General features: G+C 70.7%; 13 protein-coding genes. 2 read left to right on the top strand and 11 right to left on the bottom strand.

Annotated features, from left to right (window positions below; all coding sequences use genetic code 11):
* Positions 1-58: 58 nt before the first annotated feature.
* Entirely contained in the window at positions 59-511 is a 453-nt protein-coding gene (mntR, locus tag MKK49_RS07325; RefSeq protein ID WP_244027418.1) for a manganese-binding transcriptional regulator MntR, read from the top strand.
* A gap of 48 nt (positions 512-559) precedes the next feature.
* Here mntR and MKK49_RS07320 read toward each other — a convergent pair whose 3' ends face one another.
* From MKK49_RS07320 to MKK49_RS07295, 6 genes are all read right to left on the bottom strand, one after another.
* On the bottom strand, positions 560-1,861 hold the full coding sequence (locus MKK49_RS07320; protein WP_244027417.1) for an alanine racemase: 1,302 nt from the start codon (positions 1,859-1,861) through the stop codon (positions 560-562).
* Positions 1,854-3,356, bottom strand: coding sequence for an AMP-binding protein (locus tag MKK49_RS07315; RefSeq protein ID WP_244027416.1), 1,503 nt, complete (start codon positions 3,354-3,356; stop codon positions 1,854-1,856). Before MKK49_RS07315 ends, MKK49_RS07320 begins: the two co-directional genes overlap by 8 nt.
* A gap of 16 nt (positions 3,357-3,372) precedes the next feature.
* Positions 3,373-3,660: an acyl carrier protein gene (locus MKK49_RS07310; protein WP_409565030.1), complete on the bottom strand. Its 288-nt coding sequence runs from the start codon at positions 3,658-3,660 to the stop codon at positions 3,373-3,375.
* A gap of 120 nt (positions 3,661-3,780) precedes the next feature.
* A complete protein-coding gene (locus MKK49_RS07305) occupies positions 3,781-4,698 on the bottom strand; it encodes a transglutaminase family protein (RefSeq protein WP_244027414.1) in 918 nt (305 codons plus the stop codon).
* The gene (locus MKK49_RS07300) at positions 4,695-7,214 is read right to left on the bottom strand and encodes a circularly permuted type 2 ATP-grasp protein (protein ID WP_244027412.1); all 2,520 of its coding nucleotides are present in this window, start codon (positions 7,212-7,214) and stop codon (positions 4,695-4,697) included. The genes MKK49_RS07305 and MKK49_RS07300 overlap by 4 nt, the downstream gene beginning before the upstream one ends.
* Positions 7,211-10,480, bottom strand: a complete 3,270-nt coding sequence (locus tag MKK49_RS07295) for a DUF2126 domain-containing protein (RefSeq protein ID WP_244027410.1) — start codon at positions 10,478-10,480, stop codon at positions 7,211-7,213. The genes MKK49_RS07300 and MKK49_RS07295 overlap by 4 nt, the downstream gene beginning before the upstream one ends.
* Before the next feature lie 372 nt (positions 10,481-10,852).
* Here MKK49_RS07295 and MKK49_RS07290 point away from each other — a divergent pair, with 372 nt between their 5' ends.
* The gene (locus tag MKK49_RS07290) at positions 10,853-12,013 is read left to right on the top strand and encodes a putative zinc-binding metallopeptidase (protein WP_244027408.1); all 1,161 of its coding nucleotides are present in this window, start codon (positions 10,853-10,855) and stop codon (positions 12,011-12,013) included.
* Positions 12,014-12,023: 10 nt separating this feature from the next.
* Here MKK49_RS07290 and MKK49_RS07285 read toward each other — a convergent pair whose 3' ends face one another.
* The 5 genes from MKK49_RS07285 to MKK49_RS07270 all read right to left on the bottom strand — a co-directional run bounded on the left by MKK49_RS07285 (position 12,024) and on the right by MKK49_RS07270 (position 15,182).
* Entirely contained in the window at positions 12,024-13,646 is a 1,623-nt protein-coding gene (locus MKK49_RS07285) for an ABC-F family ATP-binding cassette domain-containing protein (RefSeq protein WP_244027406.1), read from the bottom strand.
* A 71-nt stretch (positions 13,647-13,717) separates the two neighbouring features.
* A complete protein-coding gene (locus MKK49_RS07280) occupies positions 13,718-14,137 on the bottom strand; it encodes an acyl-CoA thioesterase (protein ID WP_244027404.1) in 420 nt (139 codons plus the stop codon).
* Between the two features lie 74 nt (positions 14,138-14,211).
* Positions 14,212-14,340, bottom strand: coding sequence for a hypothetical protein (locus tag MKK49_RS24480; protein ID WP_279595379.1), 129 nt, complete (start codon positions 14,338-14,340; stop codon positions 14,212-14,214).
* Positions 14,341-14,531: 191 nt separating this feature from the next.
* Entirely contained in the window at positions 14,532-14,825 is a 294-nt protein-coding gene (locus MKK49_RS07275) for a hypothetical protein (protein WP_244027402.1), read from the bottom strand.
* A 171-nt stretch (positions 14,826-14,996) separates the two neighbouring features.
* The gene (locus MKK49_RS07270) at positions 14,997-15,182 is read right to left on the bottom strand and encodes a YegP family protein (protein ID WP_244027460.1); all 186 of its coding nucleotides are present in this window, start codon (positions 15,180-15,182) and stop codon (positions 14,997-14,999) included.
* Positions 15,183-15,249: the final 67 nt, after the last annotated feature.

Genomic DNA, 15,249 nt, shown 5'->3' with positions numbered 1-15,249 from the left:
ACACAGCCGGGGACAGGCGCCGATCCAGCGCGCCCGCGGGAAGGAGACGGCCGGTCACATGCAGGATTCGTCGCGACCCGATCCAGCGTCCCCGCTCGTCGACCCGGACGTGCACGTGGAGAGTTTCCGCCAAGCCCGCGAGGCGCGGCGTCTGGAGCTGGTGGAGGATTACGTCGAACTCATCGCCGATCTCATCGGCGACGGCGGCGAGGCGCGCCAGGTCGACATCGCCGCCCGCCTCGGCGTGGCCCAACCCACCGTGGCCAAGATGCTGAAACGGCTGGTGGAGGATGGCTTCGTCCAGCAGCGGCCCTATCGCGGCGTCTTCCTCACGGCGGCCGGCCAGGCCCTCGCCGTCCAGAGCCGCGAGCGCCACCGCATCGTCGAGAAGTTCCTGTGCGCCCTCGGGGTCAGCGCCGAGACGGCGCGGCGCGATGCCGAGGGCATCGAGCACCACGTGAGCGCCGAGACCCTCGAAGCCTTCCGGCAGTTCTCGGAGGGCAAGTCCTAGAGCATCGTCTTTCCCCGAAAGCCGGAAGCCACCGTTCGGGACGAGGTTCTAGCGATCCGCCCCGGAGCGCCACGGCCCGATCGCCGTCGCCTGCCCGCCATCGACCAGGATCTCGGCCGGCAACGGGTGGCTCAGAAAGCCCGTCGGGCTCGCGGTGAGGCCGTAGGCGCCCGATTGCAGCACGGCGACGAGGTCGCCGGCGGCGAGATCGGGCAGGAGGGCGGCCCGCGCCAGCATGTCGAGGGGCGTACAGAGGGGCCCGACTACGGCGCAGGGCGTGCGCACGGCAGCCTCGGCCTCCAGGACGGCGACCACCGGATAGTCGCGCTTGACGATCTGTCCGAGGTTGCCCGAGGCGGCGAGGTGATGGTGCATGCCGCCGTCCGTGATCACGAAGCGCTGCCCGCGCGAGATCTTCACCGCCCGCACCCGCGCCACGTAGAGGCCGGCGGGTCCGACGAGATGGCGCCCCGGCTCCAGGACGATGCGGGCGCCGGCGAGTCCGGGATCGGCGGCGACCGTCGCCCGCAGGGCCGGGATGCCGGCGCGGATCGCCTCGAGGTCGAGGGGGACGTCGCCGGCGAAGTACGGGATGCCGAGACCGCCGCCGAGGTCGACGGTGTCGAGGGGACGCCCGATCCGTGCGGCGACCCGGGACGCCAATCGCAGGCCGTAGGCCCATTGCCCGAGGAGGACGGCCGCCGACAGTCCCTGCGTCCCGGCGAAGAGGTGGAGGCCGGTCAGGTCGAGGTTGGGCTCGGCCTCGACACGGTCGACGACGGAATCCAGATCCTCCTCGTCGAAGCCGAAAGGCGAGGGCTTGCCCCCCATCCGCATGGCGCCGCCCTGGGCGTCCGGCCCCGGATTGACCCGGATCGCCACGGCCGCGCGCCGCCCGTGACGCGCGGCGGCGGCGGCGACCCGCGCCATCTCCTCGGCATTCTCCAGGTGGATCTCGCCGATGCCGCCGGCCACGACCCGGTCGAGATCGGCGTTGCTCTTGCCCGGCCCGGCGAACAGGATTTTTCCCGGCGCGACGCCGGCGGCCAGGGCCGCCGCGAACTCGGCGCCCGAGGCGATCTCGGCGCCGGCGCCCTCGTCCGCGAAGACGCGGATCACGGCCGGGCACGGGTTGGCCTTGACGGAGTAATCCACCGCCGCGAAGCCCGCGACGGCCCGCGACAGGGCGCGGTAGGCCCGGCGCATGAGGGCGGCGTCGTAGACGAAGAGCGGTGTGCCGTGGGTCCGGGCGAGGTCGGACGGATCGAGGCCGCCGACCCGGATCGCCCCGTCCCGGCGGGGGAAATTCTCCGCGATCAAGCGTCGGGCGAGGTCGTCGGCCTCAGGCATTTCGGCGCTCCGCGGCGAGGCGCTTGTAATCGACTTTGCCGTTGGGGGTCACGGCGAGGGACGCCACCGCTTCGACGGAGCGGGGTACCATGTGCGGCGCCAGGGTTTCGCGCAGGGTCCGAAGGGCGGCCTCCGGCGCCGGACCGCCCTCGGCGGGGATGACGACGGCGTGGATGCGCTGCCCGAGGCTCGCGTCGGGCAGGCCGATGACCGCGACGGCCCGGAAGGCGCCCGTCGCCATCAGGGCCGCCTCGACCTCGCCCGGGCTGACGCGAAACCCCGACGTCTTGATCATGGCGTCGTCGCGCCCGACGAAAGTGAAGTAGCCGGCCTCGTCCTCGACCACGATGTCGCCCGAGCGGCACAGGGGCGGACCGTCGGGAGCCTGGGGATCGGGCACGAGCACCCGGATGGTGTCCTCGGGCCGGTTCCAGTAGCCGAGCGACACGGTGGGGCCGCGATGCATCAGGATGCCGGGCTCGCCCGGCCGCGTGCGCCGGCCGTCGGCGGCGATGGCGAAGATCTCGGTCTCCGGAATGGCGCGCCCCATGGAGCCGGGCCGGGACTCGAGTTCGCCCGGCGGGAGCCAGGTCGAGCGGAAGGCTTCCGTGAGCCCGTACATCAGGACGATGTTCGTCCGCGGCAGGGCGCGGCGCAGGCGCGCGACGGTCTCCAGCGGTACGGCCCCGCCCGAATTGGTGAGGTAGCGCAGGCTCGCGAGATCGGCCGTGGCCAGACGGGGGGCCGCCCGCGTCAGGAGGGTCCACAGGGTCGGCACCCCGGCGAGCCCGGTGATCCCGTGGGTCTCGATGGCGCGCACCACTTCGTCGCCGAACCGGACGTCGAGGAGAACGAGGCGGGCGCCCTGCTCGACGGCGGTGAGGAGCTGGTTCAGGCCGTAATCGAAGGCCAGCGGCAGCACCGACAGGATGCGCTCGTCCGGCGTGAGGTCGAGATAGGTCCGCACGATGCGGGTGCCGGCGAGCAGGTTGGCGTGGGAGAGCATCACCCCCTTGGGCAAGCCGGTCGACCCCGAGGTGTAGAGGATCGCCGCGAGATCGCCGGGCGGAGGTGGTCCGTCCCGTCCCGCAAGGGTCATGAGCCGCAGGTCGTCGTCGTCCCCCGACGCCTCGGACTCCACCGCGAGGGTCTCGCCGAGGGCGGCGCGCAGACCGGAATCGGTGACGAGGGCGCGGGCAGCGCAATCCTCGACGATGTGGCGCACCTGGGCCGGGCGCAGGCTCGGATGGATCGGCACGAAGGCGGCGCCGGCCCGCGCGACGGCGAACAGGGCCACGCATTCGCCGATGGATTTCGGCAGCCAGCCCGCGACCCGGTCGCCCGGCGCGAGGCCCGCCTCGATCAGCCGGGCCGCCAGGGCGGCGACGCGGATGCGGAAGGCGGCGTAAGTCAGGTGCTCCGCGCCGGCCACGAGGGCGATGCGGTCGCCGGCCGGCCCGTCGAGGAGGTCCTGGACCTGCGTCGGCGCGCTCATGGGGGTCCTCATGGCGTCAGGCTTGGTGCCGCCTCGACGCGACGTAGGCCGCCAGGGCGTCGATGCTCTCGAAATGCGCGAGGGCGAACGCGTCCTCCTCGATCTCGAAGCCGAAGCGGTCGCCCAGCTCCATCATCAGATCGAGGACGCCGATGGAATCGAGGGCGTCGCTGGTCACCAGGGAGGTCTGTCCGGTGACGGAATCCGGCGCGAGGCCGAGATTGCGCCCGAGGATGAAGGCGCGGATCGCCGCGCGCGCGTCACTCTGCAACGTGCCGTCGTGTGTCTCGACCAAGGTTTCCACTCCACCGGACGTCCGCCGGGACGCAAGCCGCGCTGCCGCAAGCCCTCCTGACGTAAGCCGCGCTTAAGCCATGCGGGGCGCGCGTGTCCATGCGGCCGCGGCGGTTCGCCGAGGGAGGGCTCAGGCCGGTTCCGCCTCGACGGCCGGGGCGTGCTCGGGCATCGGCTCGCCGTCCGGCACCACATCGACCTCGACCTTCAGCTTCTGCGCACCGGAGGAGGAGACGATCCCGTCGATGGGCGAGACGTCGGTGTAGTCGCGCCCGCGCGCCACGACGATGTGGTCGTCGCACATGCCGATCCCGTTGGTGGGGTCGAGGCCGATCCAGCCGTCGCCGCACCAGACCGAGACCCAGGCGTGGCTGGCGTCCGCCCCGCGCAGGCGCGGGCGTCCCACGGGGGGGATCGTCCGGAGATAGCCGCTGACATAGGCCGCCGGCACGCCGAGGCCGCGCAGGCCCGCGATCATGATGTGGGCAAAATCCTGGCAGACGCCGGCCCGCAGGGCGAAGGATTCGGCGAGCGGCGTCCGCACGGAGGTCGCCTTGGCATCGAACCGGAAATCGCCCCGGATGCGCTGCATGAGGTCGAAGGCGCCGCCATAGGCGCTGCGTCCGGGCGGAAAGCTCGCGCGCGCGTACTCCGTCACCTCGGGGACGAGGGGCACCCGGATGCTCGGAAACAGGTAGTGCACCGGCGCGTCGGGTGCGAGGGACCGCCGCGCCAAGGCTTCGTCGCGAACCCGCTCCCAGGACGGCCCGGATTCGGGAGCGGGCAGGGGCGGGCGCTCGACGAGAACCCGCGACAGCGATTCGACGCGCAGCTCCGTGTGGGGCGTGTCGATGGTCACCGCCACCACGTCGAGGCCGAAATAGTCGCGGCGCACCACGCGCTGGCGCGGTTCGGGCGAGATCGTGAGGGTACTCTCCAGAACCGTCTGGCCCTCGCCGTCCGTCGGCCTCAGCCGCAGGCCGCAGCGGGCGAAGCGCACGGGCCGGGCGTAACGGTAGGTGGTGAGGTGGCGCAGCGTGTAGATCACCCGAGCCCCACGAGCTTTTCCGGCCGCAGGGCGTGCGGGCCATTGGGGAAGTAGCGGGTCGCGATGGCGTCGGCCAGGCGCTCGAACTCGTTCTCCAGGCGCGCCAGGGCGGCCCCGTCGAACTCGGACGCCTCGCCCGTGGCGAATTCCGCGGCCAGCTTGGCGGCGAGGCGCTGATGCGGCTCGGGCAGGCCATCGACCCGCAGGATCGGCAGGCTGGCGAGATGGCGCTCGATGGCCTCGACCTGGAAGGCGACGGAGCGGGGGTTGAACGGATCGAGGAGCACCATGTCGCGCACGGGATCGAGGGCGGCGCCCTGCATGTAGCGGGCGCCGAAGGCGATGTGCGAATCGCAGAGCGACAGCATCACGCCGAAATCCTCCGCGGTCGCGGCGTCGCCGGCGAAGCGCGTCGCGAAGGCGCAGGTGTTGATCACCCGCTCGATGCGTCGCCCGAGATCGACGAAATGCCAACCGGCCGTCCGGTTCATGTTCTCCTGGGCCAGCCCCGCCAGGGCGGCGATGAGGCCAAGAGCCCGCTCGGCGAGGCCGACGAGTTCGGCCTCGGAATAGGGCCGCTCCGTGCCGATATCGAGGATGTCCTTGAGGTCGGCGAGCACCCGCCAGGCCTCGCCCGAGAGGCGTTCGCGCAGGATCGCGGCGTTGCTCCGTGCGGAGAGGCCGTGGCTGAGGGCCGAGCCGTAGACCTCGCGCCCGCTCAGCGCTTCCCGGGCCAGGGCGGCCGTGGGCAGATCCGGGGCGGAGATGGCGCCCCACTCGTCGAGGAGGGCGCGGATGCGCAGGGAGGTCGGCGAGTTGGCGTCCCCGGGCAGATCGGTGATGACGGCGGCGCCGACGCTGCCGAGATGCGCGATCACGAGGCGGATCACCGCCTCGGCCCGCTCGACGTAGCGGCCGAACCAGAACAGGTTGTCGGCGGCCCGCGACGGCAGGTGGCCGGCGATCCGCCGGACCTTCTGGGCGGCCGGCTGGATCAGGGGGCCCGATTCGACGGGCCCGTCGGACATGATCCACACGTCGGCGGCCTTGATGCCGGCGCGCATCTCGATGGGATCGATGTCGGCGCGCTCGGAGATGCGGCAGAAGCCGCCCGGCATCACCCGCCAGCCATCCGGCGTCAGGGCGGCGAACACCCGCAGGGCGAAGGGGCGCGGCACCAGGCGCAGGGTGCCCCCGGTCCGATCCCAGCCGGGCGTGGTCGCCAGGGGCGCGCGTTCCTGGGCGACGTAGTCGAACGGCCGGTCGCGCAGGGCCGCGACCACGCGCTCGCGGTCGGCCCCGAAGGCGAGCGGCCCCATGATCGCGTCGCGGGCCATGCCCTTGGGCGGCGTCGCCACGGGCCGCAGGGTGAGGGCATCGAGGTTGTCGCGCACATGGGCGAGGCTGTCGGGATCGCCGCACCACCACGTGCGCGGCCCCGAGAGCCGCGGCTCGGCCCCGAGGAACCGTCGGGCGATGCCCGGGAGGTAGGCGGCGAGCGCCCCCGATTCGAGGATGCCGGAGCCCGGCATGTTGCCGACGACGAGGCTGGCGTTGCGCAACCCGTCGATGAGACCGGGCACGCCGAGGCGCGAGGCGGGGTTCAGCTCCAGGGGATCGACGTAGTCGGAATCGATGCGCCGCCACAGGACGTCGGCCCGCTTCAGGCCAGACACCGTGCGGACGTGCAGGGCCCCGTCCTGCATCACGAGGTCGTCGCCCTCGACGAGGAGAAGCCCGAGGTAGCGGGCGAGGACCGCCTGTTCGACATAGGTCGAGCTGAACGGCCCGGAGGTGAGGAGGCAGATGCGCGGGTCGCTGCGCTGCGCGCCCAGCGCCAGCCCCTGCCGGAAGGCCTGGAAGAAGGGGGCCAGGCGCTCGACGTGGAGATCGGTGTAGAGATCCGGGAAGGCGCGGGTCAGCACCATCCGGTTCTCCAGGGCATAGCCCGGACCGGACGGGGATTGGGTGCGGTCGGCCAGGACCTGCCAGCGCCCGTCGGGCCCGCGCGTGACGTCCGCCGCGTAGAGCTTGAGGAAGCGCCCGCCCGGCGGCGCGATCCCGGCGACGGGCCGCATGAATTCCGGGCTCCCGGCGACGACGGCGGCCGGGAGCAGCCCGTCGGCCACGAGGCGGCCGGGGCCGTAGATGTCGGCGAGGATCGCCTCCATCAGTTCGGCCCGTTCGACGATGCCGGCGCTCAGATCCTTCCAGTCGGCCGCCTCCACCACGAAGGGGAGGGAGCCGAGCGGCCAGGCGTGATCGCGCTTGTCGCCGTAGATCCGGTACGAGATTCCGGTGTCGCGGATGTGGCGCACGGCCGAGACGAAGCGGGCGGCGATGTCCACTTCGGTGAGGTCGCCGAGACGGTCGAGAACCCGAGTCCAGGCGGCCTGCGGCGTGCCGGCCTCGTCCATGAACGCGTCGGGAACCCCCGGATGCGGCCGGTAGCCGGAGGTCCAGCGCGCCAGCCGTTCCGCCCGCCCGGAGACCTCCGCCTCGGCCGCCTCACTCATCGCGGGCCTGGGCTCCGCAAGTCGAGGGTCATCGGGAACTCGCGGTTGGTCTCCTCCACCGGCATCTCGATCCGGCCGGCGGTGTGGCCATGGGCCTGGAAGCGGGCGAGGCGGCGCCCCTCCGCCTCGTAGGTGTTGACCGGGAAGGTCTCGTAATTGCGCCCGCCCGGATGGCTGACATGGTAGCGGCAGCCGCCGAGCGACCGGCCGCTCCAGGCATCGAGGATGTCGATGGTGAGCGGTGCGTGGGCGGGAATCGTCGGGTGCAGCGACGAGGCCGGTTGCCACGCCTTGAACCGCAGGCCCGCCACCGCCTCGCCGGAGACGCCGGTGCCGGTCATCGGCAGGCGTCGGCCGTTGCAGGCGATCACGTGCCGGCCGGGGACGAAGCCCTCGACCTTCACCTGCAGCCGCTCCACGGAACTGTCGACGTACCGCACGGTCCCCCCGATGGCCCCCTCCTCGCCCAGCACGTGCCAGGGCTCCAGGGCCTGGCGCAGCTCCAGCTTCACGCCGCCATGCTCCACGGTCCCGAACACGGGGAAGCGGAACTCGCGCTGCGCGACGAAGGCGGCGGGGTCGAAGTCGTAGCCGGCGGCCCGGAGATCCTCCAGCACGCCGAGGAAGTCGGCCCACAGGAAGTGGGGCAGCATGAAGCGATCGTGCAGGCCCGTGCCCCAGCGGACACAGCCGCCCTCCTGCGGCTCGCGCCAGAGCCACGCCACGATGGCGCGCAGCAGCAATTGCTGCGCGAGGCTCATGCGCGGGTCCGGCGGCATCTCGAAGGAGCGGAACTCGAGCAGCCCGAGGCGGCCCGTGGGACCGTCCGGCGAGTAGAGCTTGTCGATGCAGATCTCGGAGCGGTGGGTGTTGCCCGTCACGTCGACGAGGATGTTCCGGAAGATGCGGTCCACCAGCCAGCGCGGGATGTTGGGCTCGTCGGGTTTGGGCACCTGCGCCATGGCGATCTCGAGCTCGTAGAGCCCGTCGTGGCGCGCCTCGTCCATGCGCGGGGCCTGGCTCGTCGGGCCGATATAGAGGCCGGCGAACAGGTACGACATGGCCGGATGGCGCTGCCAGTACAGCACCAGGCTCTTCAGCAGGTCGGGCCGGCGCAGGAACGGCGAGTCGTTGGGCGTCGCGCCGCCGAGCACCACGTGATTGCCGCCGCCGGTGCCGGTGTGGCGCCCGTCGGTCATGAACTTCTGCGCGCCGAGACGGATCTGGCGGGCGTCCTCGTAGAGGTCGGTGGTGATGGTCACCGCGTCGCGCCAGGACGGCGCGGGGTGGACGTTGACCTCGATGACGCCGGGGTCCGGCGTGACCTTGATGACGTTCATGCGCGGGTCAAAGGGCGGCTCGTAGCCCTCGATATGCACGGCCTGCTTCAGCTCGGCCGCCGCCGCTTCGAGGTGGCCGAGCAGTTCGAGGTACTCGTCGACCCGCTGCAGGGGCGGCATGAACACGTGGAGCACGCCGTCGCGCGGCTCGACCGCGAGGGCCGTGCGGACGGCGACCCCGGTGACGCCGGAGCCGTTGACCGCTTCCGTGCCCGGATGGCCCTCGGGCAGGGCATCGCGGTCTTCGAGAGGATCCTGCGGCTGGTAATAGGGATAGTTCGCCGACGGCACGTAGGGCAGGGACGACAGGGGGAGACGGTAGCCGACGGGGGAATCCCCGGGGGTGAGGAAGGCGTGGCCGCGCCGGAACTCCCAGGCCTCCGAGATCCACACCCGATCCGCGGCGCCATCCTCGCCGACGGGCAGGCTCGCCAGGGGAAGGGCGTAGCCGGCGGCCTCGCCGAGCCCCCGCTCGAACACCCGCGCCATCCGGGCATTGGTCTCGGGATTCGGAAACATCGGTTCCGACGTGGTGACGTTGATCGGCAGCTCGTCGCGCTTCTCGGTCCAGTAGACCGGGTCCTCGAAGGCGGGGAACACGTAGGGCCCGAGGCCGAGACGCCCGGCGACGCCGTCGATGAGGGCCTTGGCCTGGGTCGAATTGGCGGTGCGCGGGCCGTCCTCGGCGGCGATGAGGCCGGCATCCTTCCAGACGGGCACGCCGTCGCGGCGCCAGTACAGGGCGAACGCCCAGCGCGGCAGGCTCTCGCCCGGGTACCACTTGCCCTGGCCGTAATGCAGCATGCCGCCGGGCGCGAAGCGGGTGCGCAGGCGGCGGATGAGCTTGTCGGCGAGACCGCGCTTGGTCGGCCCCACGGCGGCGGCGTTCCATTCGGCCGATTCGAAATCGTCGATGGAGACGAAGGTGGGCTCGCCGCCCATGGTCAGGCGCACGTCCTGCTCGGCGAGGTCCACGTCGATGCGGTCGCCCAGCGCGTCCATGGCCGCCCAGACCTCGTCGGAGAACGGCTTGGTGATGCGCGGCGCTTCGGCCACGCGGGTCACGGTCATCTCGAAGCCGAACTCGACCTCGGCCGGCTCGGCGAGGCCCGAGATGGGCGCCGCCGAGTTGTAGTGCGGCGTCGCGGCCAGCGGAATGTGGCCCTCGCCGCAGAGGAGCCCGGAGGTGGCGTCGAGGCCGATCCAGCCGGCGCCGGGCAGGTAGACCTCGGCCCAGGCGTGCAGATCGGTGAAATCGGTGGCGGTGCCGACGGGGCCGTCGACGGCGGTGGTGTCGGGGACGAGCTGGATGAGGTAGCCGGACACGAAGCGGGCGGCCATCCCGAGGCGGCGCAGGATCTGCACCATCAGCCACGCCGAATCGCGGCACGAGCCGCTCTTCAGGGTCAGGGTCTCGGCGGCGGTCTGAACGCCCGGCTCCAGGCGGACGCCGTAGGTGATCTCGCCCGCCACCTGGGCGTTGAGGGCCACGAGGAACAACACCGTGTTCGGCTCGGCCGGCAGGCGGGTGAGGAATTCGTCGACCTCGGGCGCCATGGCGTCGTCGAGGACGAGGTAGGGCTTGAGCTCCGCCGTCAGGTCGTCGGCGTAGGTGAACCCCCGCGCCTGGGCATACTCCTCCACGAAGAAGTCGAACGGGTTGATCACCGACATGTCGGCGGTGAGATCGACCTCGATCTTCAGCTCGCGGGTCTTCTCGGGGAAGATGAGCCGGGCCAGCCAGTTCCCGTTCGGATCCTGCTGCCAGTTGATGAAGTGGTTCTCGGGCAGGACCTTCAGGGAATAGGCCGGCACGGCCGTGCGCGTATGCGGCGCCGGCCGGAGTCGGATCACCTGCGGTCCCAGCGCGATCGGCCGGTCGTAGGTGTAGTGCGTGACGTGGTGCAGGGCGGCTTTGATCGACACGGGGACTCCCGCAGTACCAGGGCGTGGAGCCGCGCGGGCGATGGAACGCCCGTTGCGGCTGCGAGGGGCCGGGCCACCGCCCTGCGGTGCACCCGGGGATGCAGTCTTCCAGCCATACGCCAACGGTGTCCCGCGGGCGATGGGGTCGGCGGCGGTGCGCCGTCGCGTCGTGCTGGCGGCGCGAGAGCACCGCCGCACACCGACGTCGCATCGAAGCGACTCCGTAAGCAAGTTCCATGCATGATCGGACCACAACGAACCGCGCGGGAACTTAGCCGGATGGGACGGCTTTCCTCCCGTTGCCGGGGGCGGAGCACCCGCGGCGGCACGCGGCGCGCAAGGGTGGTAGGGTTCGGGCATCGAGACGGCAGCATGAAGATCTTCCAGTGCCAGGCCTGCGACCAGCCGGTCAGCTTCGAGAGCACGGATTGCGAGAGCTGCCAGCGGCGCCTTGGCTACGTCGGCGAGCTGCACGAGATGTCGGCGCTGGAATCCGTGGGCACGCACTGGCACGCCTACGCCAATCCGGCCCGGAAATACCGATTCTGCGCCAACGCCGCGCACGGGGCCTGCAACTGGCTCGTGCCCGACGACATGCCGGAGGCGTATTGTACCGCCTGCCGTCACAACCGCGTGGTGCCCGACCTCGGCATCACCTGGAATCTCACGCGCTGGCGCCAGATCGAGGCGGCCAAGCACCGGCTGTTCTACTCGCTCCTGCGCCTGAACCTGCCGCTGATGACCCGGGCCGAGAACCCCACCACGGGTCTCGCCTTCGATTTCCTCGTCGATCCGTCCGAGAGCTACCGCATCGGGCCGCCGGTGCTCACGGGCCATCGCGGCGGGGTCATCACCCTCAACATCGCCGAGGCCGACGACGTCGAGCGCGAGCGTCGGCGGACGCTGTTCGGCGAGTATTACCGCACGCTCCTGGGGCACTTCCGCCACGAGATCGGGCATTACTTCTGGAACGTGCTGGTCCGCTTCGACCAGAGCCTGTGGACGTTCCGGTCCCTGTTCGGGGACGAGCGCGACAATTACGGCCGGGCGCTCCAGCGGCACTACCGGGACGGTGCGCCGGAGAACTGGGAGGAATCCTACGTCAGCGCCTACGCCACCAGCCATCCGTGGGAGGATTTCGCCGAGACCTGGGCGCAGTATCTCCACATCGTCGATACGGTGGAGACGGCCGGCACCTTCGAACTCCACGTGCGGCCGCGCCTGCGCAACGGCCCGGCGGATTCCGTGGTGATCGACTACGATCCCTACCAGATCCCGGATTTCAGCCGCCTGGTGGAAGCGTGGCTGCCCCTCACCTACGCGGTGAACTCCCTGAGCCGGAGCATGGGACAGCCGGCGCTCTACCCGTTCAAGCTGACGCCGGCGGTCATCGCCAAGCTGTCCTTCATCCACGAGCGCATCGTGTCCATGCGCTCCATCGGGCACGGGATCGACAGCGACGAAGCCGGCTCGGAGATCCTGAAGGCGGTCATCACCGGCCTCCGGAAGCGGGTGGCGGCGCCGAACGTGTGAACTCCCGGCGTCAGCTCCGCAGACCCGGCGCCTCCTGGCCGGTCCGGGCGACGTATTCCGTGTAACCGCCGCCGTACTGGTGGATGCCCTCGGGGGTGACTTCGAGCACCCGGTTCGACAGGGCGGCCAGGAAGTGGCGGTCGTGGCTCACGAACAGCATCGTGCCCTCGTAGGCCGAGAGCGCGGCGATGAGCATCTCCTTGGTGCCCATGTCGAGGTGGTTGGTCGGCTCGTCCAACACGAGGAAGTTCGGCGGGTCGAACAGCATCAGGGCCATGACGAGGCGGGCCTTCTCGCCGCCGGACAGCACCCGGCAGCGCTTCTCGACATCGTCGCCGGAAAAGCCGAAGCAGCCGGCCAACGCCCGGAGCGAACCCTGCGCCGCCTGCGGGAACGCGTCCTCCAGGGTCTGGAACACCGTGCGCTCGCCGTCGAGCAAGTCCATGGCGTGCTGGGCGAAGTAGCCGAGCTTGACGCTGCCGCCGACGGAGACGGTGCCGTCATCGGCCTGGGTCGAGCCGGTGACGAGCTTCAGCAGCGTCGACTTGCCGGCGCCGTTGATGCCCATGACGCACCAGCGCTCCTTGCGCCGGATGGCGAAATCGAACCCCTCGTAGATCCGGCGGCTGCCGTAGCTCTTGTGGACGTTCTTGAGCATCACGACGTCGTCGCCCGAGCGGGGCGGGGCCTGGAACTCGAACGCCACCGACTGGCGGCGCTTCGGGGGCTCGACGCGCTCGATCTTGTCGAGCTTCTTCACCCGGCTCTGCACCTGCGCGGCGTGCGAAGCCCGGGCCTTGAAGCGCTCGATGAACTTGATCTCCTTCGCCAGCATCGCCTGCTGGCGCTCGAACTGGGCCTGCTGGTGCGTCTCGTTGAGCGCCCGCTGCTGCTCGTAGAAGACGTAGTCGCCCGAGTAGGTCGTCAGCGTCCCGCCGTCGATCTCCACCACCTTGGTGACGATGCGGTTCATGAACTCGCGGTCGTGCGAGGTCATCAGCAGGGCGCCCTCGTAGTTCTTGAGGAAGGCCTCGAGCCAGATCAGGCTTTCCAGGTCGAGGTGGTTGGAGGGCTCGTCCAGCAGCATCACGTCGGGGTTCATGAGGAGGATGCGGGCGAGCGCCACGCGCATCTTCCAGCCGCCCGACAGCTTGCCGACATCGCCGTCCATCATCTCCTGGGAGAAGCTCAGGCCCGCCAGAACCTCGTAGGCCCGGCCTTCGAGGGCGTAGCCGTCGAGCTCCTCGAAGCGCGCCTGGACCTCGCCGTAGCGCTCGATCAGCGCCTCCATCTCGTCCATGCGATCGGGATCGGCGAGCCCCGCCTCCAGGGCCTTCAACTCCGTGCCGACGACGCTCACGGGGCCCGCGCCGTCCATCACCGCCGAGACCACGGAGCAGCCGGACATCTCGCCGACATCCTGGCTGAAGTAGCCGATGGTGATGCCCTTGTCGGTGGCGACCTGCCCCTCGTCGGGCTCCTCCTCGCCGGTGATCATCCGGAACAGCGTGGTCTTGCCGGCGCCGTTGGGGCCGACGAGCCCGACCTTCTCGCCCTTCTGCAGGGCGGCGGACGCCTCGATGAAGACGATCTGCCGGCCGTTCTGCTTGCCGATTTTTTCGAGGCGGATCATGCGGGCACGGGACCTTGGCTACGGTCCCGCGCCTTTACGGCATGGCGCGGCCAAGCGGAAGGGAAGGGCGCTCAAACATCGGGCGCCGGCCCGTCGACCGGGCGCGGCCGGCCGGCGTCGTCGATGGCGACGAACGTGAAGGTCGCCTCCGTCACCTTCTCGCGGACCTGCGTGCGGAAGCGCCGGGCCCAGGCCTCGACCTCGATCTTCATGGAGGTGCGGCCGACATGGCCGACGCGGGTGTAGACGCACAGGACGTCACCGACGCGCACCGGCCGGATGAACGTCATCGCCTCGACGGCCACGGTGACGACGCGCCCCTGGGCCCGGTCGACGCCCGCGATCCCCCCGGCCTGATCCATCTGCGACATCACCCAGCCGCCGAAGATGTCGCCGTTGGCATTGGTATCCGCCGGCATCGCGCTGGTGCGGACCGTGAGCTCTCCACGCGGACCGCCGCCCTCCTCCTGCGTCGTTTCCTGCACCGTCATTCCGTCCCACCCCGCGATTCGTTCGGACCGACCCTACGCGGATTCGCCGGCGCCGCGAGGCGGTATCCGAACCCTCAGGGGAGAAGGCCGGCGAGCTTGAGGCCACCCGCGAGGATGATGGCCGCGACGGAGACGAGAAGATCGAGGGGAACCGACCGCCAGAGATCGCGCGGCGGGGCTTCGGTGGCTGCGAGTTCGGTCATGGCGTGCCTCCGGGGAGCCCAGGGATGCGGCTCGCGGTGACCAGAACTACAGCAACATTGTGCACTCCTTCAAATCAGAAGATGCATTTTCTTGCACAAAAGCCTGGCACTCCGGGGGAGTGCCAGGCTTTTAAGCAGGATTGGCTCTCGCCGCAGCGCGGTGCCGCCCGAAGCGGCACCGGACCGAGGTCTCAGTAGTAGAAGCGGCGCGGGCCGTAGAACCGACGCGGACCATAGAAACGGCGCGGGCCGTAGAACCGACGCGGGCCGTAGAAGCGGCGGCCGTAATACGGACGACGGTAGAAGGGGCGCGGGCCGTAGAAGCGACGGCGGTAGCCGTAATACTGCACGGTCTGCGCGACGGCCGGCGCAGCTTCGCTCTGAAGGGCGAGGGCGGGACCGATGGGAGCGGCGGAGGCGCCTTGCGGTGCCGTCGCGGCAAATCCTAAGGCCAGCAGCGCGGCCAGCACGAGTTTCCTCAGCACGTTCTCAAACTCCTTGAGATTCAGTCGGCGGGACGTGAGGAGCCGACGGTTCCGGGCACGGGTCCGGGTCTTGCCCGGTCGCATCAAACGCACGACGGCGCGAAGCGTTGCCGGTCCGGCTCGTCTCACCGGAAATTGAGTCAACGAAGGCCGGCGGGCGGTCGCGACCCGTCAGGCGATCCTGAGGGTCATGTCCACAATGGGCGCGGCCTGGCTGCCCTTCACCAAGGCGATGCCGTGCTCGCAATCCTCGCGTCGCCCGTAGCCTTCGGCGGAGTCGGCCACCACGTTGCCGTTGGTCGCCCGCAGGCGCCAGCGCCATTCGCCCGCCGCGTCCCGGTAGAGTTCGAACCGCATGCTGTCCTCGCGCATCGACGTCGCCCCTTGAGATGGCGCGCCGCACCGGTGCGGCAATGGGGTGTCC

Origin of the sequence: Methylobacterium sp. J-090, assembly GCF_022829345.1 — a bacterium.
Taxonomy (GTDB): Bacteria; Pseudomonadota; Alphaproteobacteria; order Rhizobiales; family Beijerinckiaceae; genus Methylobacterium.
Note: the sequence above shows the minus strand (reverse complement) of the source record. Positions and strands in the feature narration are given on the sequence as shown.

Excerpts from the sequence above, each read along its gene's own strand:
- MKK49_RS07290 (WP_244027408.1), top strand. The coding sequence starts at position 10,853 with ATGAAGATCTTCCAGTGCCAGGCCTGCGACCAGCCGGTCAGCTTCGAG.
- MKK49_RS07300 (WP_244027412.1), bottom strand. The coding sequence starts at position 7,214 with ATGAGTGAGGCGGCCGAGGCGGAGGTCTCCGGGCGGGCGGAACGGCTG.
- mntR (WP_244027418.1), top strand. The coding sequence starts at position 59 with ATGCAGGATTCGTCGCGACCCGATCCAGCGTCCCCGCTCGTCGACCCG.
- MKK49_RS07285 (WP_244027406.1), bottom strand. The coding sequence starts at position 13,646 with ATGATCCGCCTCGAAAAAATCGGCAAGCAGAACGGCCGGCAGATCGTC.
- MKK49_RS07270 (WP_244027460.1), bottom strand. The coding sequence starts at position 15,182 with ATGCGGTTCGAACTCTACCGGGACGCGGCGGGCGAATGGCGCTGGCGC.
- MKK49_RS24480 (WP_279595379.1), bottom strand. The coding sequence starts at position 14,340 with ATGACCGAACTCGCAGCCACCGAAGCCCCGCCGCGCGATCTCTGGCGG.
- MKK49_RS07280 (WP_244027404.1), bottom strand. The coding sequence starts at position 14,137 with ATGACGGTGCAGGAAACGACGCAGGAGGAGGGCGGCGGTCCGCGTGGA.
- MKK49_RS07320 (WP_244027417.1), bottom strand. The coding sequence starts at position 1,861 with ATGCCTGAGGCCGACGACCTCGCCCGACGCTTGATCGCGGAGAATTTC.
- MKK49_RS07315 (WP_244027416.1), bottom strand. The coding sequence starts at position 3,356 with ATGAGCGCGCCGACGCAGGTCCAGGACCTCCTCGACGGGCCGGCCGGC.